The 21,497-nt window shown below is 59.9% G+C and carries 25 protein-coding genes; 7 read left to right on the forward strand and 18 right to left on the reverse strand.

The window, feature by feature from the left end:
* Nucleotides 1-8 precede the first annotated feature (8 nt).
* The gene (locus P9875_RS24300; protein ID WP_035821519.1) at nt 9-620 is read left to right on the forward strand and encodes an immunity protein Imm33 domain-containing protein; all 612 of its coding nucleotides are present in this window, start codon (nt 9-11) and stop codon (nt 618-620) included.
* The gene (locus P9875_RS24305) at nt 617-970 is read left to right on the forward strand and encodes an MmcQ/YjbR family DNA-binding protein (protein ID WP_099402944.1); all 354 of its coding nucleotides are present in this window, start codon (nt 617-619) and stop codon (nt 968-970) included. Before P9875_RS24300 ends, P9875_RS24305 begins: the two co-directional genes overlap by 4 nt.
* On the opposite strand, the gene P9875_RS24310 is transcribed toward P9875_RS24305, so the two are convergent.
* The 8 genes from P9875_RS24310 to P9875_RS24345 form a co-directional block, all read right to left on the reverse strand.
* Nucleotides 967-1,899, reverse strand: a complete 933-nt coding sequence (locus P9875_RS24310; RefSeq protein WP_070256667.1) for a CysB family HTH-type transcriptional regulator — start codon at nt 1,897-1,899, stop codon at nt 967-969. The genes P9875_RS24305 and P9875_RS24310 overlap by 4 nt on opposite strands.
* Before the next feature lie 14 nt (nt 1,900-1,913).
* Nucleotides 1,914-2,984, reverse strand: coding sequence for a sulfate/molybdate ABC transporter ATP-binding protein (locus P9875_RS24315; RefSeq protein ID WP_035821525.1), 1,071 nt, complete (start codon nt 2,982-2,984; stop codon nt 1,914-1,916).
* Between the two features lies 1 nt (nt 2,985).
* Nucleotides 2,986-3,912 carry a sulfate ABC transporter permease subunit CysW gene (cysW, locus tag P9875_RS24320; protein ID WP_035828057.1) on the reverse strand — a complete coding sequence of 309 codons (927 nt, stop codon included), beginning with the start codon at nt 3,910-3,912 and terminating at the stop codon, nt 2,986-2,988.
* Nucleotides 3,909-4,718 (reverse strand): sulfate ABC transporter permease subunit CysT, encoded by an 810-nt coding sequence (gene cysT / locus P9875_RS24325; RefSeq protein ID WP_099408869.1) that lies wholly within the window; start codon nt 4,716-4,718, stop codon nt 3,909-3,911. Before cysT ends, cysW begins: the two co-directional genes overlap by 4 nt.
* Nucleotides 4,719-4,946: 228 nt before the next feature.
* On the reverse strand, nt 4,947-5,585 hold the full coding sequence (locus P9875_RS24330; protein ID WP_034785187.1) for a peroxiredoxin: 639 nt from the start codon (nt 5,583-5,585) through the stop codon (nt 4,947-4,949).
* A 41-nt stretch (nt 5,586-5,626) separates the two neighbouring features.
* A complete protein-coding gene (locus tag P9875_RS24335) occupies nt 5,627-6,193 on the reverse strand; it encodes an RBBP9/YdeN family alpha/beta hydrolase (protein WP_070224511.1) in 567 nt (188 codons plus the stop codon).
* Between the two features lie 44 nt (nt 6,194-6,237).
* Nucleotides 6,238-7,242 carry a sulfate ABC transporter substrate-binding protein gene (locus P9875_RS24340; RefSeq protein WP_225242382.1) on the reverse strand — a complete coding sequence of 335 codons (1,005 nt, stop codon included), beginning with the start codon at nt 7,240-7,242 and terminating at the stop codon, nt 6,238-6,240.
* Between the two features lie 130 nt (nt 7,243-7,372).
* Nucleotides 7,373-7,756 (reverse strand): diacylglycerol kinase, encoded by a 384-nt coding sequence (locus tag P9875_RS24345; RefSeq protein ID WP_225242383.1) that lies wholly within the window; start codon nt 7,754-7,756, stop codon nt 7,373-7,375.
* Nucleotides 7,757-7,907: 151 nt separating this feature from the next.
* Between P9875_RS24345 and P9875_RS24350 the strand changes: the two genes are divergently transcribed.
* Nucleotides 7,908-8,687, forward strand: coding sequence for an IclR family transcriptional regulator (locus tag P9875_RS24350; RefSeq protein ID WP_034747499.1), 780 nt, complete (start codon nt 7,908-7,910; stop codon nt 8,685-8,687).
* Between the two features lie 54 nt (nt 8,688-8,741).
* Here P9875_RS24350 and pbpG read toward each other — a convergent pair whose 3' ends face one another.
* The 3 genes from pbpG to P9875_RS24365 all read right to left on the reverse strand — a co-directional run bounded on the left by pbpG (nt 8,742) and on the right by P9875_RS24365 (nt 11,651).
* Entirely contained in the window at nt 8,742-9,815 is a 1,074-nt protein-coding gene (pbpG, locus tag P9875_RS24355; protein ID WP_278316820.1) for a D-alanyl-D-alanine endopeptidase, read from the reverse strand.
* Between the two features lie 177 nt (nt 9,816-9,992).
* Nucleotides 9,993-10,712: a nitroreductase gene (locus P9875_RS24360; RefSeq protein ID WP_278316821.1), complete on the reverse strand. Its 720-nt coding sequence runs from the start codon at nt 10,710-10,712 to the stop codon at nt 9,993-9,995.
* A 21-nt stretch (nt 10,713-10,733) separates the two neighbouring features.
* On the reverse strand, nt 10,734-11,651 hold the full coding sequence (locus P9875_RS24365; protein WP_034747493.1) for a DMT family transporter: 918 nt from the start codon (nt 11,649-11,651) through the stop codon (nt 10,734-10,736).
* A gap of 350 nt (nt 11,652-12,001) precedes the next feature.
* On the opposite strand from P9875_RS24365, the gene P9875_RS24370 reads away from it, so the two are divergent.
* Nucleotides 12,002-12,568, forward strand: a complete 567-nt coding sequence (locus tag P9875_RS24370) for a phasin family protein (protein WP_035821535.1) — start codon at nt 12,002-12,004, stop codon at nt 12,566-12,568.
* 132 nt (nt 12,569-12,700) lie between these two features.
* Here the strand turns inward: P9875_RS24370 and P9875_RS24375 are convergent, their stop codons facing one another.
* The 4 genes from P9875_RS24375 to P9875_RS24390 are packed head-to-tail and all read right to left on the reverse strand — an operon-like array spanning nt 12,701 to nt 16,390.
* Nucleotides 12,701-13,423, reverse strand: coding sequence for an ABC transporter ATP-binding protein (locus tag P9875_RS24375; RefSeq protein ID WP_152598918.1), 723 nt, complete (start codon nt 13,421-13,423; stop codon nt 12,701-12,703).
* A gap of 11 nt (nt 13,424-13,434) precedes the next feature.
* Nucleotides 13,435-14,208: an ABC transporter ATP-binding protein gene (locus tag P9875_RS24380; protein ID WP_128142146.1), complete on the reverse strand. Its 774-nt coding sequence runs from the start codon at nt 14,206-14,208 to the stop codon at nt 13,435-13,437.
* 12 nt (nt 14,209-14,220) lie between these two features.
* On the reverse strand, nt 14,221-15,438 hold the full coding sequence (locus P9875_RS24385) for an ABC transporter permease subunit (protein WP_099378016.1): 1,218 nt from the start codon (nt 15,436-15,438) through the stop codon (nt 14,221-14,223).
* 22 nt (nt 15,439-15,460) lie between these two features.
* Nucleotides 15,461-16,390: a branched-chain amino acid ABC transporter permease gene (locus P9875_RS24390; RefSeq protein ID WP_034747477.1), complete on the reverse strand. Its 930-nt coding sequence runs from the start codon at nt 16,388-16,390 to the stop codon at nt 15,461-15,463.
* On the opposite strand from P9875_RS24390, the gene P9875_RS24395 reads away from it, so the two are divergent.
* A complete protein-coding gene (locus P9875_RS24395) occupies nt 16,341-16,607 on the forward strand; it encodes a hypothetical protein (RefSeq protein WP_278318890.1) in 267 nt (88 codons plus the stop codon). The genes P9875_RS24390 and P9875_RS24395 overlap by 50 nt on opposite strands.
* An 80-nt stretch (nt 16,608-16,687) precedes the next feature.
* Here the strand turns inward: P9875_RS24395 and ispH are convergent, their stop codons facing one another.
* The 3 genes from ispH to P9875_RS24410 form a co-directional block, all read right to left on the reverse strand.
* Nucleotides 16,688-17,635, reverse strand: coding sequence for a 4-hydroxy-3-methylbut-2-enyl diphosphate reductase (ispH, locus tag P9875_RS24400; RefSeq protein WP_099402937.1), 948 nt, complete (start codon nt 17,633-17,635; stop codon nt 16,688-16,690).
* Between the two features lie 9 nt (nt 17,636-17,644).
* A complete protein-coding gene (locus tag P9875_RS24405) occupies nt 17,645-18,100 on the reverse strand; it encodes an FKBP-type peptidyl-prolyl cis-trans isomerase (RefSeq protein ID WP_034785165.1) in 456 nt (151 codons plus the stop codon).
* Nucleotides 18,101-18,218: 118 nt separating this feature from the next.
* Nucleotides 18,219-20,069: a LamG-like jellyroll fold domain-containing protein gene (locus tag P9875_RS24410; protein WP_278316822.1), complete on the reverse strand. Its 1,851-nt coding sequence runs from the start codon at nt 20,067-20,069 to the stop codon at nt 18,219-18,221.
* 244 nt (nt 20,070-20,313) lie between these two features.
* Between P9875_RS24410 and radC the strand changes: the two genes are divergently transcribed.
* Both radC and rpmB read left to right on the forward strand, forming a co-directional pair.
* The gene (gene radC, locus P9875_RS24415; RefSeq protein ID WP_046686001.1) at nt 20,314-20,988 is read left to right on the forward strand and encodes a RadC family protein; all 675 of its coding nucleotides are present in this window, start codon (nt 20,314-20,316) and stop codon (nt 20,986-20,988) included.
* A 256-nt stretch (nt 20,989-21,244) separates the two neighbouring features.
* Nucleotides 21,245-21,481 carry a 50S ribosomal protein L28 gene (gene rpmB, locus P9875_RS24420; protein WP_010400928.1) on the forward strand — a complete coding sequence of 79 codons (237 nt, stop codon included), beginning with the start codon at nt 21,245-21,247 and terminating at the stop codon, nt 21,479-21,481.
* Nucleotides 21,482-21,497 lie beyond the last annotated feature (16 nt).

The following is a 21,497-nucleotide window of genomic DNA, read 5'->3' on the forward strand; positions in this document are numbered from 1 at the left end:
GGATCACCATGCCCAGCTGGCACTTGGCCGACGCTGCCGAACTGGCGGCGCGCCATCCCTACACTTTCTATAAATCGCCGCGCGAGGCCATTGCCCAGGTACGCCCCGGCGAAGTGGTCAAGCTGATCTTCGCTTTTCACAGCGACGATCCGCAAGCGCCGGGCGCCGAGCGCATGTGGGTGCTGGTCGACACGGTCGAGCCGCATGGCCGCTTCACCGGCAAGCTCGACAACATGCCCGGCTACATCGCCGATTTACAGGCCAAAGACCCCATCGCCTTCGATGCGCGCCACATCATCAATACGCAGCACGATGATGACGACAACCTCGTCAACCGCTACGCGGGCCTGTGCTTCGTGACGAAAAAAGTGCTGGAAGACGGTGCGCCCGTCGGCTATCTGTATCGCGAGGAGCCGGACAACGGCGACGACAGCGGCTGGCGCTTCACGGCCAACGACGAGAGCGACGACTACATGAACGACAGCGCCAACGTGGCCCTCGTGTCGCTGGGCGCCGTGCTCAGCGTGGATGACCGTTTTATCGCGCTGCTCGATGCGCCTGCCGGCGCGGCCTATGCCTTCGACCACAACACGCAACAATTCGTGGCGGTGGACGAATGACAACTGATGAATTGAAGGATTTTTGCACGGCCCTGCCCGGCGCGCAAGCCGTGCTGTACGGTGCGCCGTCGAACATTCTCGTAGTTGCAGTGGAGGGGAAAAAATTTGCGTATTTCAAGACCAGCATGCCCGAGCAGTGGCGCTTCAGCCTGCGGGTCAGCGCGGAACGCTTTATCGAATTGACGGACATGCCGGGCGTGAAACCGGCCCGCTACATGGGCCGCTTTCACTGGGTAACGATCGTTGACGTGGCGCGCTTCCCCGCCGATTACCTGGAGGAACTGGTTCGCGATAGCTACGCGCGCGCCGTGGCCAGCCTGACGCGCGCGCAAAGAGCCGCCATCGCCTAGAGCGCGTCCTCTCCCGCCATGGCGCGGTCGATGTCTTCGCGCGTCAGGTCCGGCGCCAGTTGCAGGATAAACTCATAGGCATACGCGCGCAGGTAAGCGCCGCGGCGCACGGCCAGGCGCGTCGTGTTGGTGGCGAACAGGTGCGACGCTTCCACGGCCCTTAGCCCCTTGTCGCGCCCATGGTCGAAGGCCATCGAAGCAACAATACCCACGCCCAGGCCCAACGCCACGTATTGCTTGATGACGTCGGAATCCATGGCCGTGAGGATGATGTCGGTCGCCACGCCCGCCTTGGCGAACGCGTCGTCGATATGGCCGCGCCCTGTGAAACCCTTGTCGTAGGTAATCAACGGATATTTCGCCAGGTCTTCCAGGCGGATCGGCGAGTGTTCGAGCAGCGGATGGCCGTCCGGCACGACGATCAAATGGCTCCAGCGGTAGCACGGGAACGACACGAGGTCGGGGAACTGGCTCAAGCCTTCCGTGGCGATGCCGATGTCGGTCTTGCCGGACAGCACCCATTCCGCGATGTGCTCGGGCGCGCTTTGCTGCAGCGCGATACGCACGTCGGGGAAGGCGGCGCGGAAGCTTTGCACCACCTTCGGCAGCGCATAACGGGCCTGCGTATGCGTGGCCGCCACCGACAAGGTGCCGCTGGTCTGGCCGCTGTATTCGAGGCTGGCCTGCTGCAGGTTTTCCGCCTCGATCAAGAGGCGGTCGACGATCTTCAAAATGCCCTTGCCCGGCTCCGTCAAACCCGTCAGGCGCTTGCCGTTGCGCTCGAAAATCACCACGCCCAGCTCGTCCTCGAGTTCGCGGATTTGCCGGCTCACGCCCGGCTGCGACGTGAACAGGGCGTTGGCCACTTCCGTCAGGTTATAGCCGCGGCGGGCCGCTTCGCGGATCGAGCGCAGTTGTTGAAAATTCATAGTGTTCCTACCTTTTAGGTTCTTGTCGGTTCAACGAACACGTGCAGGCGTTTCGGGCGAACCACCAGGGTTTCGCCTTCTTTCAGTTGCAGATGGGTAAAACGCTCGTTCGACATCACAGCTTCGATCAGCTCGCTGTTATCGACGCGCTGCAAGTCCAGCTGGGCCAGCGGACCGATCGCATGCGCGCGGCTCAGTTTCACGACGATGCCTTCCGCACCCTGCGTGTAGCGGTCGATTTCCAGGTCATGCGGACGCACGTAGGCCGTGCCCTTGCTGTCGCTCACGCCTGCGTAATCGGGCACCTCGAAGCTGGCGTCGCCCGTCGCCATCACGCCGTCATGCACGCGGCCGTGGAACAGGTTGACGTTGCCCAGGAAGCCATACACGAAGGGCGAAGCCGGATGGTTGTAAACTTGCTCTGGGGAACCGAGTTGCTCGACGGTGCCCTTGTTCATCAGTACGACCTGGTCCGCCACTTCCAGCGCTTCCTCCTGGTCATGCGTGACGAAAATACTGGTCACGTGCAAGTCGTCATGCAGGCGACGCAGCCAGCGGCGCAATTCCTTGCGCACCTTGGCGTCAAGCGCGCCGAACGGTTCGTCGAGCAGCAGCACGCGCGGCTCGACAGCCAGCGCGCGCGCCAGGGCGATGCGCTGGCGTTGCCCGCCCGACAGCTGCGGCGGATAGCGGTCGGCCAGCCAGTCCAGCTGCACCAGTTCCAGCAAATCTTTCACCTTGCGGCGGATCTGGTCTTCCGACGGGCGCTCGCTGCGCGACTTCACGCGCAAGCCAAAGGCCACGTTCTCGAACACGGTCATGTGCTTGAACAGCGCATAGTGTTGGAAGACGAAACCGACTTGCCGCTCGCGCACGTGGCGGTTCGACGCGTCTTCCGCATCGAGCAGCACCTGGCCGCTATCAGGGTGTTCCAGACCGGCAATAATGCGCAGCAAGGTGGTCTTGCCGCAGCCCGACGGGCCCAGCAGGGCCGTCAATTCGCCGGCGGGAAAGTCCAGCGAGATATTGTCGAGGGCGACGAAATCACCGAAACGTTTATTGATGTTTTTAACTGCGATGGTCATATCAGTGCTCCGTAGAACGTAAGGCGGAATCGTCGGCGTCGCTCTCGTTCAAACGCCACTCAATGAAAGCTTTCAAGGCCAGGGTCACCAAGGCCAGCAAGGCCAGCAGGGAGGCGACGGCAAACGCGGCGGCGAAGTTGTACTCGTTGTACAGAATCTCCACCTGCAGCGGCATGGTGTTGGTTTCGCCTCGGATATGGCCGGAGACGACGGACACGGCGCCGAACTCGCCCATGGCGCGGGCATTACACAGGATCACGCCATACAGCAGGCCCCACTTGATGTTCGGCAAGGTGACTCGGCGGAACGTATTCCAGCCCGAAGCGCCCAGCACGATGGCGGCCTCTTCCTCTTCGCTGCCCTGCGACTGCATCAGCGGAATCAGTTCACGCGCGACGAACGGGAAGGTGATGAAGATGGTGGCCAGCACGATGCCGGGCACGGCGAACAAAATCTTGATGTCGTGCGCCTGCAGCCACGGGCCGAACCAGCCCTGGGCGCCAAACATCAGCACATAGATCAGGCCGGAAATCACCGGGGAAACGGAAAACGGCAAGTCGATCAGGGTCAATAAAATGCTCTTGCCGCGGAATTCGAACTTGGCGATGCACCAGGAAGCGGCCACGCCGAATACCAGGTTCAGCGGCACGGCGATGGCGGCCGTGATCAGGGTCAATTTAATGGCGGAAATCGCGTCCGGATCGATGATGGCGGCGATGTACGCTTCCCAGCCCTTCTTGAATGCTTCCGCAAACACGGCCACCAGGGGCACGATGAGGAAGGCCGTCAGGAACAGCAAGGCGATGCTGATCAAGACCGTGCGCACCCACAATGGTTCCAGCACGACAGGGCCGACGTTCGGCTCGAAGCGGCGCGCCGTCGGCAGCGCCTTGTCCACGCCAGCGGCGGCAGTCGTATTCGTACTCATGATTTCTTCGCCTTTCCGCGCGTCCATGCTTGCAGCAGGTTAATCGTCAACAACAGCAAAAAGGAGACCACCAGCATCACCACGGCGATGGCCGTGGCGCCTGCGTAATCGTATTGTTCCAATTTGGTAATAATGAACAGCGGCGTGATTTCCGACACCATCGGCATATTGCCGGCGATAAAGATCACGGAACCGTACTCGCCCGTGGCGCGGGCGAAGGCCAGCGCAAAGCCCGTCAGCAAGGACGGCAAGATGGTGGGGAAGATGACGCGGATAAACGTTTGCAATGAATTGGCGCCCAGGCTGGCGGCCGCTTCTTCGAGTTCCTTTTCCGCGTCTTCCAGCACCGGTTGCACGGTACGCACGACGAAGGGCAAGCCGATGAAGGTCAGCGCCACCACCACACCCAGCGGCGTGAACGCCACCTTGATGCCCAGCACGCCTTCGATGAACTGGCCGAACCAGCCGTTCGACGAATACAAAGCCGTCAGGGTGATGCCGGCCACGGCCGTCGGCAGGGCGAACGGCAAGTCGACCAGCGCGTCGATGATGCGCTTGCCGGGGAATTTATAGCGCACCAGCACCCAGGCCAGGATGCCACCAAACACCACGTTCAACAGGGCGGCGATCAGCGAGGCGCCAAACGTCAGGCGGTAAGACGCCATCACGCGGTCGGACGTGACGGCGCTGAAGAAGGCGTCCCATGTCATGGTGAACGTTTTCAGGAACACCGACGACAGCGGAATGAGAACGATCAAGGCCAGGTAAAAGAGCGTGAAGCCCAGTGACAGCTTAAACCCCGGCATGACCCGAAACGGCGCTCCACGCGCCTTGAGCGATGCTGCTGATGCTGCAGACATAGAAACCCCTTCTTATTACATTTTTGAGTTATAGGGCGCAATAATCACATGCAATCGTTATAAAAAGAACTAACCATTTCTCATTTGCTTAGATGGATTTTGCATACTTGCCGTGAAAGCTGCGGGCGAAAAAAAACGCACCGGACAGGTGCGTTTTTATGAAAGCTGAAACGTTTATTTATTTGGCTGCGGCGTCAGACGGAGGTATGGCTTGGCAGCCGTAAACCCCTTCGGATACTTCTGCTTGATCACGTCCGGATCCTGCACGGTCAATGGAATGATGACGTCGTCGCCGTCTTTCCAGTTGCCTGGGGTGGCCACCGTGTAGCCGTCCGTCAGTTGCAAAGCGTCGATGACACGCAGGATTTCATTGAAGTTGCGGCCCGTACTGAGCGGATACGTGAGGATCAGCCGTACTTTCTTGTTCGGGTCGACGATGAAGACGGAGCGCACGGTGGCCGTGACGGACTGTTCCGGGTGGATCATGTCGTACAGCACCGACACTTTCTTGTCGACGTCGGCGATGATGGGGAAGCCCACGACCGTGTTTTGCGTCTCTTCGATATCCTTGATCCAGCTCTTGTGCGACTCGGCCGCATCCACCGACAGGGCGATGGCCTTCACGTTGCGCTTGTCGAATTCAGGCTTGAGCTTGGCCGTCAGGCCCAGTTCCGTCGTGCAGACGGGGGTAAAGTCGGCCGGGTGGGAAAACAGCACCACCCAGGAATTGCCAGCCCACTCGTGGAACTTGAGCGGGCCGATCGAGCTGTCTTGTTCAAAATCAGGGGCGACATCGCCCAGGCGTAAAGTCATCGTGATCTCCTGTGAGGTTATGTGCAATCGAATTCGTCGAATCAGGCTGCCTGACGGTGGCGCTTGTCGCTTTGCGCCAGATCAAACAGTGTTTGCAGCTGCGCCTGGCCGTAGACCCAGTCGCCAAGGCGCGACTCGGCGTTGATATGGCCCAGCGCACCGCCATCAATATACTTGCAATTCCAGCGCCGTGCCCACTGCGCCGCGTGTTCGGCCGTCATCCACGGATCGGTCTGGCTGGCGATCAGGATGCCGGGGCAAGGCAGCCGCTTTTGCGGCAATGCCTTCGCCACGCCAAACTTGTCCGGGTCGGCCGGCCCCACCAGCAACACGCCGGCCACGCCCTGCGGATCGCGGGCCAGGCTATGCGCCGTCGTCAGGCAGCCGAAGCTGTGGGCGACGATCAGGGTTGGTCTTGCATCTTGCCGACGCACCTGATCCAGGCGCGCCGACCAGGTGGCCAGGTCGGGTTCGTTCCAGTCGTCCTGCTCGACCCGCTCGAATTGCGGATACAGGCGCTGCCAGCGGCTCTGCCAATGCTCGGGACCGCTGTTATGCAAGCCCGGCACGATCAGTACCCGGTAATCGGAAAAGCTGCGCAGCGCCATGATGTGTCCTTTTAGTAACGGTCTGGCAATCGTGCCATCCGGTATTACTTAGGCTGGTAGATCTGGTCGAAGATGCCGCCGTCGGCAAAGTGCGCCTTTTGCGCCGTCGTCCAGCCGCCCGCCACTTGCTCGATGGTGAACAGGTTGACCTTGGCGAACTGCGATGCGTATTTCTTCGCCGCCTTGTCCGTTGCCGGACGGTAGTAATTCTTGGCGATGATGTCTTGCGCTTCGTCCGTGTACAGGTAATTCAGGTAAGCCTCGGCCACCTTGCGCGTACCGTGCTTGTCGGCAAACTTGTCGACGACGGCGACGGGCGGCTCGGCCAGGATGCTGACGGATGGCGTGATGATGTCGAACTTGGTCGGGCCCAGTTCCTTGACGGCGAGATACGCCTCGTTTTCCCAGGCGATCAGCACGTCGCCGATGCCGCGTTCAACGAAGGTGGTGGTGGCGCCGCGCGCGCCGGAATCGAGCACGGGCACGTTTTTATACAGCTTGCCGAGGAAATCCTTGGCTTTCGCTTCGTTGCCGCCCGGCTGGCGCAGCGCGTAGCCCCACGCGGCCAGATGGTTCCAGCGGGCGCCGCCCGAAGTTTTCGGGTTCGGCGTGATGACGGACACGCCCGGCTTGATCAGGTCATTCCAGTCCTTGATGCCTTTCGGGTTGCCCTTGCGCACCAGGAACACGATGGTCGAGGTGTAAGGCGAGCTGTTGTGCGCCAAACGCTTTTGCCAGTCGGCGGCCAGCAGCTTGTGCTCGGCCAGCGCGTCGATGTCGTAGGCCAGGGCCAACGTGACCACGTCCGCTTCCAGGCCATCGATGACGGCGCGCGCCTGCTTGCCGGAACCGCCGTGCGATTGCTTGATCTTGACGTTGTCGCCCGTCTTGCCTTTCCACTCCTTGGCAAACGCCGTGTTCACATCCTGGTACAGCTCGCGCGTCGGGTCATACGACACGTTGAGCAGGGTGATATCGGCAGCCTGCGCCGTTTGCAAAAGGGCAAACGCGCTGATGGCGGCGGCAATGATGATTTTTTTCGACAGCATCTAAGATCCCCGAGTGGTTGAACTTTCAGAGCCACCAGATTACGGCGCCATGGCCGCAAAGAGAACGAAGCGTTTCGCCGTTTGATATGCGATTTTCGCATATGGGCGAGGCGCAACGGGGATTTAGCAGTTAATAGAACCGGTTGAACAGGACCACGGCCCAGGTGGCGAAGGCCAGGATGCAGGTCAGCAGCACGGCGGCGCTGCCGAAATCCTTGGCGTTTTTCGACAGCGGATGGCGTTCCAGCGAAATGCGGTCGACCACGGCTTCGATTGCCGAATTGATCAGTTCCACGATCAAGACCAGCAACAGCACGCCGATCAGCACCAGCTTTTCAAACGCGGAGATGCGCAGCAGCAAGGCGATCACCGTGCCGACGACGAACAGGCCCAGTTCCTGGCGGAACGCATGCTCATGACACCAGGCCGCTTTCAAGCCATCGAGCGAGTAGAAAAAGGCGGAAAAGATCCGCTTCAAGCCACTTTTACTTTTGAATTCATTTACAGGTTGCATAGTTTTCCATATGTAAAGCAAGTGCAGTGGGCACATTATGGGGGCGACATAGCACTGTGACCATTTATTCGCTGAATATCTCGGAACATTTCACTATTTTTTCACATCATGGTATAAAGAAGCATGAATACTGCATTGCACCAAATCCATCATGAAAATTGAACCGGTCGCTGCCCCGAAGACAACGATACAGGTGATCGAACGCATGGTCGCCCTGCTCGATGCCCTGGCCAAATATTCCGACCCGGTCAGCCTGAAGGAATTGTCAAAAGTTTCCGGTTTGCACCCCTCCACGGCGCACCGCATCCTCAACGACATGGTACTGACGCGCTTTGTCGACCGCATCGAACCAGGTACCTACCGGCTGGGCATGCGCCTGCTGGAACTGGGCAATGTGGTGAAAAGCCGCCTCAGCGTGCGCGAAGCGGCGCTGGACTTCATGCGCCAGCTGCACAAGAAAACCCAGCAAACCATCAACCTGTCCGTGCGCCAGGGCGACGAGATCGTCTACATCGACCGCGCCTTTTCCGAGCGCTCGGGCATGCAGGTGGTGCGCGCCATCGGCGGGCGCGGTCCGCTGCACCTGACTTCGACAGGTAAATTATTCCTCTCCGTCGACGAGCCGAAAGCCATCCGCGCCTACGCCACGCGCACGGGCTTGGCCGGACACAACAAGAATTCCATCACGGATCTGCAAAAGCTCGAGCGCGAGCTGAGCCTAGTGCGCGAGCGCGGCTATGCGCGCGACAATGAAGAGCTGGAACTGGGCGTGCGCTGCATGGCCGCCGGTATTCGCGACGATACAGGCAAGCTGATCGCCGGCCTGTCGATCTCGGCGCCAGCCGACCGCTTGCAGGATGAGTGGCTGGTGGACCTGGTGGAGACGGCGAACCAGATTTCAGTGACGTTGGGGTTTATTCCTCAGGACTAAAGCTGGGGTCTGACCCGACGGGTCAGACCCCGGTCAACGCTGCCATGGACATTTTTAGCCGCCTGGCAGACTCATGTTGGCAGGCTTGAGGGCTTCCAGCCACTTGCGCATGCGTCCCGCATCGGCCGTACGCGACTGTTTTCCCTTGGAATCGAGGAAGACCATGATCACGGCCCGTCCTTCGATGACGGCCTGCATCATCAGGCAACGTCCCGCCTCATTGATGAAACCTGTCTTTTGCAAGCCGATCTCCCAGCCCGGATTGGCCACCAGGTGATTCGTATTGCCAAACTGCATCGGCTGGCCGCTGGCTTCGACGATGGCTTTCGGGTCCGTCGAATACTCGCGCAGCAGCGGATGGCGGAAGGCGGCCATGGCCAGCTTGCCCAAGTCGCGCGCGCTGGCCACGTTCATTTTCGACAGGCCGCTGGAATCGACGTAATGCGTATCCATCATGCCCAGCTGGCGCGCCTTGCTGTTCATGGCGTCGACAAACGCGGGCAAGCCGCCCGGATAATTGCGGCCCAGCGCCGAGGCGGCGCGGTTTTCCGAGCTCATCAGGGCAATGTGCAGCATATTCGCGCGCGTCAATTGCGACCCCACTTTGAGGCGCGAGCTGCTGAACTTGGCGCGGTCGACGTCCTCGTCCGTGATCGTCAGCACTTCATCCATATCCTGGCGCGCTTCGACCACCACCAGGCCCGTCATCATCTTGGTGATGGAGGCGATGGGCAGGGCCACATTGGAATTCTTTTCAAACAGCACTTCCGCATTGGCCTGGTCCAGCACCAGCGCCACGCTGGACTTGAGGTCGAGCGGATCGCGCGTGAGGTTCAGGCCGGCCAGGTCGCCCATGGTCGGCATCGGTGCGGCCATGGGCACGGCCACGCTGCTGACTTTTTGATAGATGACTTTGCGCTTGCCGCGCACCATGACGACCCGGCGCACGGTCTTGTCGCGCGGCGCGGCCGTCGCGCCCTTGCGCAGCACGACTTTGACTTTCTTGGTGTTGTGTTTCTTGGAGGCTGAGGATTTGCCGTTCGCTTCCTTGGCGTGCACGGCCGCAGCCGGCGCCAGCGCAAACAGCAGGGAAGCCAGGATACCCAGCGCAAGTTTAAACTTAGCCATTCGTTAATTCCCCGTGAAGCTGTTGCATTATTGCAGTGTAGCGAAATGCAGAGTAATCGCAAGCCTATTTAACAGTTAGGACAGTATTTATTGCAGTAATGGAATACAAATCGTTGGCGATCCGCAAACGGGCTCATCCTTAACCGGCTGTTTGTCTGTGCCCATCGCCAGTCATGTCTATTTGTCCATGAATTTAACAAAGCCGGCCAGCGGCTCGCGTTCCGTGTTCAGCCGATTCTCGACCTTGTCCGGATCCGCATGGCCGAGAGCCATGCCGCACACCACCATTTCGCTGGCCGGCACGCCCAGCTCGTCGCGGATGATGTCATGGTAATGAATGAAAGCCGCCTGCGGGCAGGTGTCGAGCCCGCGCGCGCGCGCCGCCAGCATGATGTTTTGCAAGAACATGCCGTAGTCAAGCCAGGAACCCTGCTCCAGCACCCGTTCGATGGTAAAGATCAGCCCGACGGGCGCATCGAAAAACTGGAAATTGCGCCCGTGCTGGGCCGCCATGCCGGCTGTGTCGCCCCGCTCCAGGCCCAGCAACTGGTACAGGTCCAGACCGATCTTGCGGCGGCGCTCGATGAACGGCGCCGTCCACTGGCGCGGGTAATAGATATACGAGGCCGTGCGCGCGGGCGCATCGGGTGCCTTCGGCGCGTCGTAGGCGGCCAGGATGCGCTGCGACAAGCGCAGGCGCGCCTCGCCCGACAGCACATACACTTTCCACGGCTGCATGTTGGCGCCCGAGGGCGCGCGCGCCGCCACTTCCAGGATGCGCGCGATCTCGTCCTGCGCCACCGGCGTGGGTAAAAAGGCGCGGATCGAACGGCGCGACAGAATGACCGCGTCGACGGCTTGCTGCGCCGACTGTATGGTGGATGCTTGTTTGCTCACTGCCCTGCTCTCCCGCTATCTCTACTTCTTGACGACAAATACCACACCGACCACGGCCACCAGCATGCCGGCGATGCCCAGCATATTGAAGGCTTCGCCAAACATCAGCCAGGCCATCACGGCCGTCGTGGGCGGTGTCAGGTACAGCAAGCCCGTCACTTTCGTCGCGTCGCTGCGGCGTATCAGGGCGAACAGCAGGAAGATGGCGCCGATGGACAGCACGAGTACCGACCACAGCAAGGCGCCGATGAAATTCGCCGTCCATTGCACGTTGCTGAAATGCAGATCCAGCCCTTCGTAATACAGGGCGAAGGGCAAGACCACGACGATGGAGGCGGCAAACTGCACCACCGTACCGGTGCGCAAGTCGAATTGCGGGCAGTGGCGTTTTTGGTACATGGTGCCGGCTGTCATCGACAGCAGCGCGAACACGCACAGCAGCACGCTTTCCACCGTGAGGCCCACGAGGTTGATCTTCGCATACACGACGAGGGCCACGCCCAGCAAGCCGAAGAACAGGCCCAGCCACTGGCGCGGACGCACGGATTCGCCGATCAGGGGCGCGGCGCAGGCCGTCAGCACGGGTTGCATGCCGACGATCAGCGCAGACAGGCCGGCCGGCATGCCCAGCTTGATGGCGCACCAGACGCCGGCCAGATAGCCGGCCTGCATCAAAATGCCGGCCACGGCGATCTGGCGGAACTGGCCCACGGGCCACGGCGCGCGCAACAGCAGCACCAGCGGCAGCAGGATCACCAGCACGCCCAGGAAGCGCAGCAGCAAAAAGGTCAGCGGCGGCGCATACGGCAAGCCGAACTTGGCGACGATAAAACCTGTGCTCCATAACAACACGAAGAAGCCAGGCAAGGCCATCGGCGTCAGAGTGGTCAGAAGAGAGGCTTTGCCGCTGGCACCAGCCGCGGCGGGAAGATTGGACATGGTATCAACTCGGGAAACAGGATCGGCACCGGGGCGCTGCGCCAGTGCGGGAGGCAAAGTCTAGCATGCTGCGCCGCACCCGTCCTGAAAGGCGGGGAAATAACAGTTTAGGGTTAAACCATTAACACCAAGAAATCAAATATTTCTCTTTAGAAACAATGACTTTTGATGCAAATCTATTCAATTGTTGCATCGCACAAGAAACGCTTGACTTCGTTTTTTTTCACCGTAGAATAGGGTTTGTTGCGTTGCACAATTCTTGTTCAGCTTGAAAAATTTAGATTCACCTGCTTTCCCAAACGGTACACGCAGCATCAAATTAACCAGATTTCGATTTTTTGGAGATTTATATGTTTTCAATTCCTGAGCAATTCTCGTCCGCTACCAAAGCCAACCTGGAAGCCCAATTCGCCCTGTTCTCGTCGTTGACGGGCAAAGCTTTCGAAGGCATCGAAAAGATCGTCGAACTGAACCTGACCGCTGCCAAGGCAACGCTGGAAGAATCGACCGCCGCCGCCAAGCAATTGCTGTCGGCAAAAGATCCACAAGAATTCTTCTCGCTGAGCGCTGCTCAAGCCCAGCCTGGCGCCGAAAAAGCCATCGCTTACGGCCGTCACCTGGCTGCCATCACGTCCGGCACGCAAGCCGAGTTCAGCAAAGCTGCTGAATCGCAAATCGCTGAAACCAACCGTAAAGTCCTGTCCCTGGTGGAAGAAGTCACCAAGAACGCGCCAGCCGGTTCGGAAAACGCCGTCGCCATCCTGAAAAGCGCCATCGGCAACGCCAATGCAGGCTACGAGCAATTCTCGAAAACCAGCAAGCAAGCCGTCGAAGCCATCGAAGCCAACCTGGCATCGGCCGTGAACCAGTTCACGCAAGCGGCTGAAAAAGTCGTGCCGCGCGCTGCCGCCAAGTAATTATTAAGCGACCGCCAAGGCGGTCCGCTGTACCAGCTCCTCCAGGCATCCATCCCGTACTTCCCCGACGGATGCCATTATGCCCCAGCCTGGCTGGGGCATTTTTTATGCCTGAACACTTCCTGAACGTGATTACTCCCCCAGATACGCCGCCTTGACGCGCGGATCGTCGAGCATGGCGGCCGCGTTGCCGCCCATGGTCACCAGGCCGGAATCCATCACATAGCCGCGGTGCGCCGCCTGCAGGGCCAAACGGGCGTTCTGTTCGACCAGCAAGATCGTGATGCCCTCGGACGACACCTTGCGGATCACTTCGAAGATTTTCTCGACCATGATGGGCGACAAGCCCATCGAGGGCTCGTCGAGCAGCAGCAGCTTAGGATGGCTCATCAGGGCGCGCGCCATGGCCAGCATCTGCTGCTCGCCGCCCGACAGGGTGCCGGCCATCTGCGCCGCCCGTTCCTTGAGGCGCGGAAAGACATCGAACCAGCGGGCGATGTCATCCTCGACACCGGCCTTGTCCGTGCGCGTGTAGGCGCCCATCATGAGGTTTTCGCGGATCGACATGCGGGTAAACACCCCCCGCCCTTCCGGCACCATGGCCAGCTTTCTTTCCACCAAGTGAAATGATTTCGTGCCCTTGAGCGATTCGCCCAGGTAGCTGATCGTGCCCTCGATCTTGCATTCAGGCAAAGTCCCCGTGATGGCTTTCAAGGTCGTCGTCTTGCCGGCGCCATTCGCGCCGATCAGGGCGATCAGCTCGCCCTGGTTGACTTCCAGGTCGATGCCTTTCACGGCCTTGATGCCGCCGTAGGCCACGTGCAGGCCCGATACCTTCAATACATTCTTGTTCAAGCCATCGTTACTCATGCGTGCGACCCTCCCAGATAAGCCTCGATGACGGCCGGGTTTTGTTGTATTTCGGCCGGCAAGCCTTCCGCGATGCGCTTGCCATACTCGAGCACCGTGATGCGGTCGCACAGTCCCATCATCAGTTTCACGTCGTGCTCGATCAACAGCACGGTCTTGCCTTCGGCCTTGATTTTTACCAGCAACTCGCGCAGGGCCAGCTTTTCCGTCGCGTTCATGCCGGCCGCCGGTTCGTCGAGGGCCAGCAGTTGCGGATCGGTGGCCAGCGCGCGGGCGATTTCCAGGCGCCGCTGGTCGCCATACGACAAAAAGCGCGCCGTGCGGCTGGCGAACTGGGCGATGCCGACGAAATCGAGCAATTCCATGGCCCGCTGGCGGATGGACGCCTCTTCCTCGCGCGCCGCCTTGTGGCGGAAGATGGCGCCGAACACGCCCTGGTGCGAGCGCACATGGCGCCCCACCATGACGTTTTCCAGCGCCGTCATGTCGCCAAACAAACGGATGTTCTGGAAGGTGCGCGCAATGCCCGCCTTGGCCACCTTGTGTGGCGCGGACGGCGAATACGGCTTGCCGGCCAGCTCGAAGGTACCTGTATCAGGCTGGTACAGGCCGGTGATGACGTTGAAAAACGTTGTCTTGCCGGCGCCGTTCGGGCCGATCAAGCCATAGATTTGCCCTTGCCGGATGGTGATGCCCACGTCGGTCAGCGCCTGCAAGCCGCCAAAACGTTTATTCACGCCGGCAATATTGAGAATGATCTGTTCGCTCATGCTATCCCTCCCTTAAGCGGACACGACGCCGGTGGATTTGTTCGGCTGGTCGACGTCGTGGTCGGGCCGGTCTTCATGCTTCGGCGATGGCCACAGGCCGGCAGGACGGTTGAGCATGATCAAGACCATGGCCAGGCCGTACAGCAACTGGCGCAGCACTTCCGCCTCGATCACCACGTGGCCGAACAGCGCCTGCTGGGCCGGCTCCACCACGTGGCGCAGCACTTCCGGGATCGAAGCGAGGATCACGCCGCCGAGGATCACGCCGGGGATGTGGCCGATGCCGCCCAGCACCACCATGGCCAGCACGGCGATCGATTCCGTCAAGGAAAACGATTCCGGCGAAACAAAGCCCTGGAACGACGCAAACATGGCGCCGGCCACGCCGCCGAACGAGGCGCCCATGGAAAAGGCCAGCAATTTGACGTTGCGCGTGTTGATGCCCATGGCTTTGGCGGCGATCTCGTCTTCGCGGATGGCCACCCAGGCGCGGCCCAGGCGCGAATGCTGAAGCCGCTTGGTTACGAACACGACAGCGATGCACAGGAAGAGGAACAAAAAGTAATAGGCGTTCACGGACGGCATGGAAAAACCGGCCACCGTGACGGTGCTGTTGGTGCCCGCCTCGCCCGCCAGGTTGACGCCGAAGATGCGGATCGGATCGATCAGATTGATGCCTTGCGGCCCGTTCGTGAAATTGATCGGGTCATTCAGATTGTTCATGAAGATGCGGATGATCTCGCCAAAGCCCAGGGTCACGATGGCCAGATAGTCGCCGCGCAGCTTCAAGGTGGGCGCGCCCAGCAAGGCGCCAAACAGGCCCGCCACGGCAGCGGCCAGCGGCACGATGATCCAGATCGACAAATGGATGCCATTCTCCCGGATTTCCGGCCCCATCAGCTGCACCAGGGTTTCTCCCAGTACCGGATACTGATTCACCACCGATTCGAGCAGGATGGCGAACTGGGGCGACGCCAGCAAGGCCGTCAGGTAGGCGCCCACGGCGTAGAAGGCGATGTAGCCGAGGTCGAGCAGGCCGGCGAAGCCGACGACGATGTTCAAGCCCAGGGCCAGCATGATGTACAGCAAGGCCATGTCGATGATGCGCACCCACGAGTTGCCGAACTGGGCGGCAAAAAACGGGAACACCATCAGCAGCGCGGCCAAGCCCAGCATGCCGGCATAGGCTTTGGTCGGATTTTTCTTAGCGTCAAAATCGAGTAGTGCCATGATTTAATCTCCCAGTTTCACATCAGGCACGGTCGGCCACTCGTTCGCCCATGATGCCGGACGGACGCAAGGTCAGCACGATGATCAGCACGACGAAGGCAAAGATATCCTGGTAGTGGCTGCCCAGGAAACCGCCCGTGATGTCGCCGATATAGCCGGCGCCCAGGCTCTCGATAATGCCCAGCAAGATACCGCCCAGCATGGCGCCATAGATATTGCCGATGCCGCCCAGCACGGCCGCGCAAAACGCTTTCAAGCCGGGGATGGCGCCCATGGAAAATTGAATGGAGGCATAGTTGGCGCCCCACATCACACCGGCCACGGCCGCCAGTGCGGCGCCGATGGCGAAGGTGGCCACGATGACCTTGTCGGAGTCAACGCCCATCAGCCCTGCCACACGGGGGTTTTCCGCCGTGGCGCGCATGGCGCGGCCCATCCGTGTTTTTTCCACCAGCAATACCAATCCGCCCATCGACAGCGCGGCCAGGGCCAGCAGCAGCACTTGCGTTTGCGAAATCACGGCGCCGCCTATGTTGATGGGGTCGGTCGACAGCAATTGCGGGAAGGGCAAGGGATTGCGCGTCCAGATCATCATGGCGAAGGTTTGCAGCAGGATGGAGACGCCGATGGCGGTAATCAGGGGGGCGAGGCGGGGGGCGTTGCGCAGGCGGCGGTAGGCGACCCGCTCGATGATGATGTTGACCAGAATACAGATGGGAATGGCGCCGAGGATGGCGGTGGCCAGTTTCAAATAGCCGGGCCAGTCCGGCACATAAATGCCCAGCAGTTTGAGGATGGTCAGGCCCACCATGGCGCCGATCATGAGCACGTCGCCGTGGGCGAAGTTGATCAGGTTCAAAACGCCGTACACCATGGTGTAACCGAGGGCGACTAAGGCATACATGCTGCCCAACACCAAGCCGTTAATGATCTGCTGGATGAATGTATCCATGATTGCCCTATCAAATATGCATTTTTCGGGAACAACTTCCGCCAGAACATGGGCCGCTGATACAAAAACGGCACCGGAGGAAGAATTCCTGCAGTGCCATCCCTGGACCGTTCTCACCAGCATGGTGCACGCACTGAAAACGGGCGTGACCTTGCTTAGTCATAACGACAACATATTCAAGCTTGAGGCAATCATAACGATCTTTTGCAAAAACTAAGCTTGGAATAAATCAATCATTTCCGAATTAAATTCGGTTTTGAGGTAACTATTTCACCGATACTCAATTGTCCCACCGACTCAGGCGACGTCGCGCTTGATGCCGTCGAGGCCTTTCGGCATCGGGAACGTGACGGCTTCCTGCACGCCGTCAAGCGGGCGCACGCTCTTCACGCCGCACTCTTTCAAACGGTCGATGACGGCTTGCACCAGCACCTCGGGCGCCGAGGCGCCAGCCGTCACACCCACGCGCAGCTTGCCTTCCAGCCAGGCAGGGTCGATTTGCGAGGCATTGTCGACCATGTAGGCAGGCGTGCCCATCTTCTCGGCCACTTCGCGCAAGCGGTTCGAATTCGAGCTGTTCGGGCTGCCGACGACGATCACCACTTCCACTTGCGGGGCCATGAATTTCACGGCTTCCTGGCGGTTCGTGGTGGCGTAGCAAATGTCGCCTTTTTTCGGCTCGGCGATATTCGGATATTTCGCTTTCAAGGCCGCAATAATGTCGCTAGTGTCGTCAACTGACAACGTTGTTTGCGAAACATAGGCCAGGCTTTCCGGATTGGCAACCTGCAATGCCGCCACATCGTCGAGCGTTTCCACCAGATGCATGCCCATATCGGCCTGGCCCATCGTGCCTTCCACCTCGGGATGGCCATCGTGGCCGATCATGATGATCTCGCGGCCTTCGCGGCGCATCTTGCCCACTTCCATGTGCACCTTGGTGACCAGCGGGCAAGTCGCATCAAAAATGCTCAGGCCGCGCGACTCCGCCTCGGCGCGCACGGCTTTCGACACGCCATGCGCGGAAAACACGAGCGTATTGCCAGCAGGCACGTCATCGAGGTCGTCGATGAAGATGGCGCCCTTGTTGCGCAAGTCGGCCACCACATAGGCGTTGTGGACGATTTCATGGCGCACATAGATCGGTGCGCCAAATTGCTGCAAGGCACGCTCGACGATTTCAATCGCCCGGTCGACGCCAGCGCAGAAACCGCGGGGCTGGGCCAGTAACAGTTCTTTATCCATCGCTACTCCTTACAGGACCGAAATGAGCTTGACTTCAAAACGCAGCGGCTGGCCAGCCAGCGGATGGTTGAAGTCGAACAGGGCCGAATCGTCGCGCATTTCGCGCAGCACGCCGGCAAAGCGGCCGCCGCCCGGCGCGGCGAAGTCGACCAGGTCGCCGATCTTGTAGTCGGCACCGGGCACCGAGTTTTCGTCCAAGGTTGCGCGCGAAACAGACTGCACCAGCTCGGGATTGCGCTCGCCAAAGCCTTCGCCGGCGGCCAGTTCGAACGTCTGGTGCGTGCCTTCAGGCAAGCCCAGCAGACGCTGCTCAAGGAATGGCGCCAGCTGGCCCTGTCCCAGCATCAAGGTCGCGGGATTGCCGCTGAAGGTCGTGACAATGTCAGTACCGTCAACAGTGGCAAGACGATAATGCAGGGTGAGGTAAGCCGCTTCGGTGACGACTGCTGGTTGCTCGTTGGACATAGTAGTTTTCAAGTAACTGGTGCAAAACGATATTGTAAGCCACCCTGAGCCAGCGCGCGCCATGCCATCTCGGCGCGGCCGTGCTTTTGTCAAAAAACATGGCCGCGCGCCCTGTCACTTATCCGACGTTGACGTACGTCAACCCGCCAGGCGTGCTGGCGTGATTGCCGAAGCCCGAGCTGTCCTCCAGATCGCCATCGAGCTTCCAGCGCCCCACGGGCCGGTGCACGATGCCATACTGGCCATAGTCATACACTTCCTTGGGCGTCAGCACGCGGTCGTACAGGATGACGTCCGACAACTGCCAGGCGGGTGCGCCCTGCTCCAGCGCATCCACGGTGCGGCCGATCACCAGGGGCGCGCCGATGGCCTGCACGAACGGCGTCACCATCTTGCTGCCCTGCGACATCAGGAAATCGTCGACGTACAGGCTGATGGAACCATCATGCTTGACGGTGTAGGTGCAGCGAAACCAGCGGTTGGCGCTATCCACGTTCACGCCGTGACCATTGTTATTGAAGCCCGCACCAGCACTGTTGAGCAGGAACAGGAACGTCTGGATATCCTGCGTCAGCAGCGTCCATCCTTTCAGGTTCGCCTGACGCGCGACAAAAGCCCCACCCCGGCCCACCATCGTGGAAAATGCCTGCTGCCGGATACAATACGACAGCGAGAAATCGGCGCTCTCATAGCGCACGGACGACGGCACGGTGAGCATCAGGCCCGGCTGGAATTGCAAGGTTTTCTTTACGCCGAAGCAAGGCGTGGGCGGCGCCGGACGCATGGCATCTTCGCCGCGCAAGGCATCCCAGACAGCTTTGCGTCCGTTGCTGTAGGCCGGCGTCTCCACCAGGTTCAGACCGTCGACCTCCATGGGCTTCCCCCCATTCCAGTCCCAATAGCACGCCAGTTGCACGCCCGTACGGCGTATGGCGCTCAGCAAGGCATGCAAGTTGTCTTGCCTTTCCGTATCTTGCAACGCCAGCTCCTGCTTTTGCGACAGGCAAAAGCTGCCAAGGTAATACGGCTTGCCCAAGGCATGTGCGACACGCTGCATCACTTGCAGGTAAGCGAGCGAAGACGAGACGAAGTCGGCCGGCAAATCCGCGCTGCTGCCCAGGGCGCTGCTCACATATTCATTACCCGGGAACAGGTTTTCACAAAGACAGTCGACCGGATCCGGATTTACGAATGGCAAGGTTTCCGTGACGTATTGCTGCAAGGATCCTTGACGGGGCGAAGTATGAGCGATGCCGGCATTACCGGAAGAAATCATGCGCGCCAGACCATCGTTGTCACGCAGCAATTGCGCCGTCTCCTGGATGATTTCCCGGGTAGCGGTCAAGCTGATCCCGGTCACGCCCATCAGTTCCTGCGCAGCCATCCAGGCGGCGATGCCCGCGTGGTTGCTGTAGTGCTGCGCAAAAGCCTGCGCAAAGGCACGCATATAGCGGCGTGTTTTCGACTGTGGATTGACCAGTGCGACCCGCGCAACTGCGGCCTGCTCGTCTTTTGTAGCGCCCGCAGGGCCCGCCTCGCCCACCAATTGCGGCACGGCGTAGGGATTCCAGAATGGGCAGGCGATGATGCCGATGCCATTGGCCAGCGCGCAATCGAGCAGCGCCTGGATCGCGGCCCAGTATGCGGGCTTGATATTGAGCGCGGTCAGCGTGTTGTCGGTTGCGAAATCGGGCTTGCCAACGACTTCGCCCCAGTTCCAATAGCCATCCTTGCCCTTGAAAGGCGCCAGCATCACCTGGAGGTACTTGAAGCCGTTGGCGGCAAGATACGGCAAATCGGTGCTGTAATCGGGAGTCTTCGGGTCCGGAGCGAGCGGTGCGTTAACGCTCCATTGACGGTGTTCCAGATATGCATGCGCATTGAGGCCGATGCCGCTGACCTTGCCCGTGTTGACGCCGGCGGCGTTGAACTCTTGCATGACTCCATTGATAACTTTGATGTACGGCATGACGACTCCTGTAAAACAAGTGGAAGACATTGAGTTCAGGGCCCTGACTCCCCGTCGCTGCAACTTGCATGGAATGCAACGACAGGCAAATGATAGCGCCTGAAAATGGCCGGGCCGGGCATCTTGGTTTTTGTTTTTTTACCATGAACTGACATAAAGACGAGCTAGCGCAGCATGGCCGCCCGGGGAAGGCGCGACAATCATCGGCAGGCGCCACGACCAGCTGGGCGCGACGGGAGGCAGCATGGGCATCAAGGATTGGCCGGCCGGCGAACGGCCGCGCGAACGCCTGATCGAGGACGGCGCGCAGTCGCTGTCGGACGCGGAATTGCTGGCCGTCTTCCTGCGCACGGGCGTGCGCGGCAAGAGCGCCGTGGAACTGGCGCGCGACACGGTCGAGCACTTCGGTTCGCTGCGCGGCCTGTTTGGCGCCAGCCTCGTGAGTTTTTCCGCCGTGCACGGCATGGGCAGCGCCAAGTTCGCCCAGCTGCAAGCGGTGCTGGAACTGGCGCGGCGCGCCATCATCGAAGACTTGCAAGCGGGGCAAGCCCTCAATTCGCCGCACGCCGTCAAAGACTATTTGCGCTTGACCTTGGGCCACCTGGCGCATGAAGCATTCCACGTGTTGTTTTTGGACGTCAAGAACCGCCTGATCACCAGCCAGGAAATGTTTCGCGGCACCCTCACCCACACCAGCGTGTATCCCCGCGAAGTCGTCAAGCAGGCTCTGCTGCACAACGCGGCCAGCGTCATGCTGGCGCACAACCACCCGTCCGGCACGCCGGAACCGAGCGAATCGGATCTGCTGCTCACGCGCGCGCTGGTGCAAGCGTTGTCGCTGGTGGACGTGCGCATCCTCGACCATTTCGTCGTGGCCGGGCGGCAAGTGCATTCGTTCGCGGAACATGGCCAGATCTAGCGGATCTCGCCCGACCCTGCTCAATTAGCAGTTAACCATGTGTAAACAAGGACATACGTGACAGCCCCAAGACGCTTATCTAACAGTAAACAGCGCTGTTTACCAGTGCTTTCCCCTATGGCGAAGGGTAAAAGTCAAATTGTTAAATTATTTCAATACAACATGACACAATTGTTTTTCGCAAGTCATTGATAAATCGGCTTATTTTGGATATACTCTCGTTTTTCCAATTTGGAATATCTTTAAGGAGTGCGCCATGGCACGTGTTTGCCAAGTCACTGGGAAGAAGCCGATGGTCGGCAACAATGTTTCCCATGCAAACAACAAAACCAAACGTCGTTTTTTGCCTAACTTGCAGAATCGTCGTATTTTTGTTGAATCTGAAAACCGCTGGGTCTCCCTGCGTTTGTCCAACGCCGGTCTGCGCGTCATCGATAAAGTCGGCATCGACGCCGTATTGGTCGATATGCGCGCTCGTGGCGAAAAAGTCTAATTAGCAGAATAAGGGA

Source organism: Janthinobacterium rivuli (assembly GCF_029690045.1).
GTDB lineage: Bacteria > Pseudomonadota > Gammaproteobacteria > Burkholderiales > Burkholderiaceae_D > Janthinobacterium > Janthinobacterium rivuli.

Excerpts from the sequence above, each read along its gene's own strand:
- P9875_RS24300 (WP_035821519.1), top strand. The coding sequence starts at position 9 with ATGCCCAGCTGGCACTTGGCCGACGCTGCCGAACTGGCGGCGCGCCAT.
- P9875_RS24305 (WP_099402944.1), top strand. The coding sequence starts at position 617 with ATGACAACTGATGAATTGAAGGATTTTTGCACGGCCCTGCCCGGCGCG.
- P9875_RS24310 (WP_070256667.1), bottom strand. The coding sequence starts at position 1,899 with ATGAATTTTCAACAACTGCGCTCGATCCGCGAAGCGGCCCGCCGCGGC.
- P9875_RS24315 (WP_035821525.1), bottom strand. The coding sequence starts at position 2,984 with ATGACCATCGCAGTTAAAAACATCAATAAACGTTTCGGTGATTTCGTC.
- cysW (WP_035828057.1), bottom strand. The coding sequence starts at position 3,912 with ATGAGTACGAATACGACTGCCGCCGCTGGCGTGGACAAGGCGCTGCCG.
- cysT (WP_099408869.1), bottom strand. The coding sequence starts at position 4,718 with ATGCCGGGGTTTAAGCTGTCACTGGGCTTCACGCTCTTTTACCTGGCC.
- P9875_RS24330 (WP_034785187.1), bottom strand. The coding sequence starts at position 5,585 with ATGACTTTACGCCTGGGCGATGTCGCCCCTGATTTTGAACAAGACAGC.
- P9875_RS24335 (WP_070224511.1), bottom strand. The coding sequence starts at position 6,193 with ATGGCGCTGCGCAGCTTTTCCGATTACCGGGTACTGATCGTGCCGGGC.
- P9875_RS24340 (WP_225242382.1), bottom strand. The coding sequence starts at position 7,242 with ATGCTGTCGAAAAAAATCATCATTGCCGCCGCCATCAGCGCGTTTGCC.
- P9875_RS24345 (WP_225242383.1), bottom strand. The coding sequence starts at position 7,756 with ATGCAACCTGTAAATGAATTCAAAAGTAAAAGTGGCTTGAAGCGGATC.
- P9875_RS24350 (WP_034747499.1), top strand. The coding sequence starts at position 7,908 with ATGAAAATTGAACCGGTCGCTGCCCCGAAGACAACGATACAGGTGATC.
- pbpG (WP_278316820.1), bottom strand. The coding sequence starts at position 9,815 with ATGGCTAAGTTTAAACTTGCGCTGGGTATCCTGGCTTCCCTGCTGTTT.
- P9875_RS24365 (WP_034747493.1), bottom strand. The coding sequence starts at position 11,651 with ATGTCCAATCTTCCCGCCGCGGCTGGTGCCAGCGGCAAAGCCTCTCTT.
- P9875_RS24370 (WP_035821535.1), top strand. The coding sequence starts at position 12,002 with ATGTTTTCAATTCCTGAGCAATTCTCGTCCGCTACCAAAGCCAACCTG.
- P9875_RS24380 (WP_128142146.1), bottom strand. The coding sequence starts at position 14,208 with ATGAGCGAACAGATCATTCTCAATATTGCCGGCGTGAATAAACGTTTT.
- P9875_RS24385 (WP_099378016.1), bottom strand. The coding sequence starts at position 15,438 with ATGGCACTACTCGATTTTGACGCTAAGAAAAATCCGACCAAAGCCTAT.
- P9875_RS24395 (WP_278318890.1), top strand. The coding sequence starts at position 16,341 with ATGCTGCCCAACACCAAGCCGTTAATGATCTGCTGGATGAATGTATCC.
- P9875_RS24390 (WP_034747477.1), bottom strand. The coding sequence starts at position 16,390 with ATGGATACATTCATCCAGCAGATCATTAACGGCTTGGTGTTGGGCAGC.
- ispH (WP_099402937.1), bottom strand. The coding sequence starts at position 17,635 with ATGGATAAAGAACTGTTACTGGCCCAGCCCCGCGGTTTCTGCGCTGGC.
- P9875_RS24405 (WP_034785165.1), bottom strand. The coding sequence starts at position 18,100 with ATGTCCAACGAGCAACCAGCAGTCGTCACCGAAGCGGCTTACCTCACC.
- P9875_RS24410 (WP_278316822.1), bottom strand. The coding sequence starts at position 20,069 with ATGCCGTACATCAAAGTTATCAATGGAGTCATGCAAGAGTTCAACGCC.
- radC (WP_046686001.1), top strand. The coding sequence starts at position 20,314 with ATGGGCATCAAGGATTGGCCGGCCGGCGAACGGCCGCGCGAACGCCTG.
- rpmB (WP_010400928.1), top strand. The coding sequence starts at position 21,245 with ATGGCACGTGTTTGCCAAGTCACTGGGAAGAAGCCGATGGTCGGCAAC.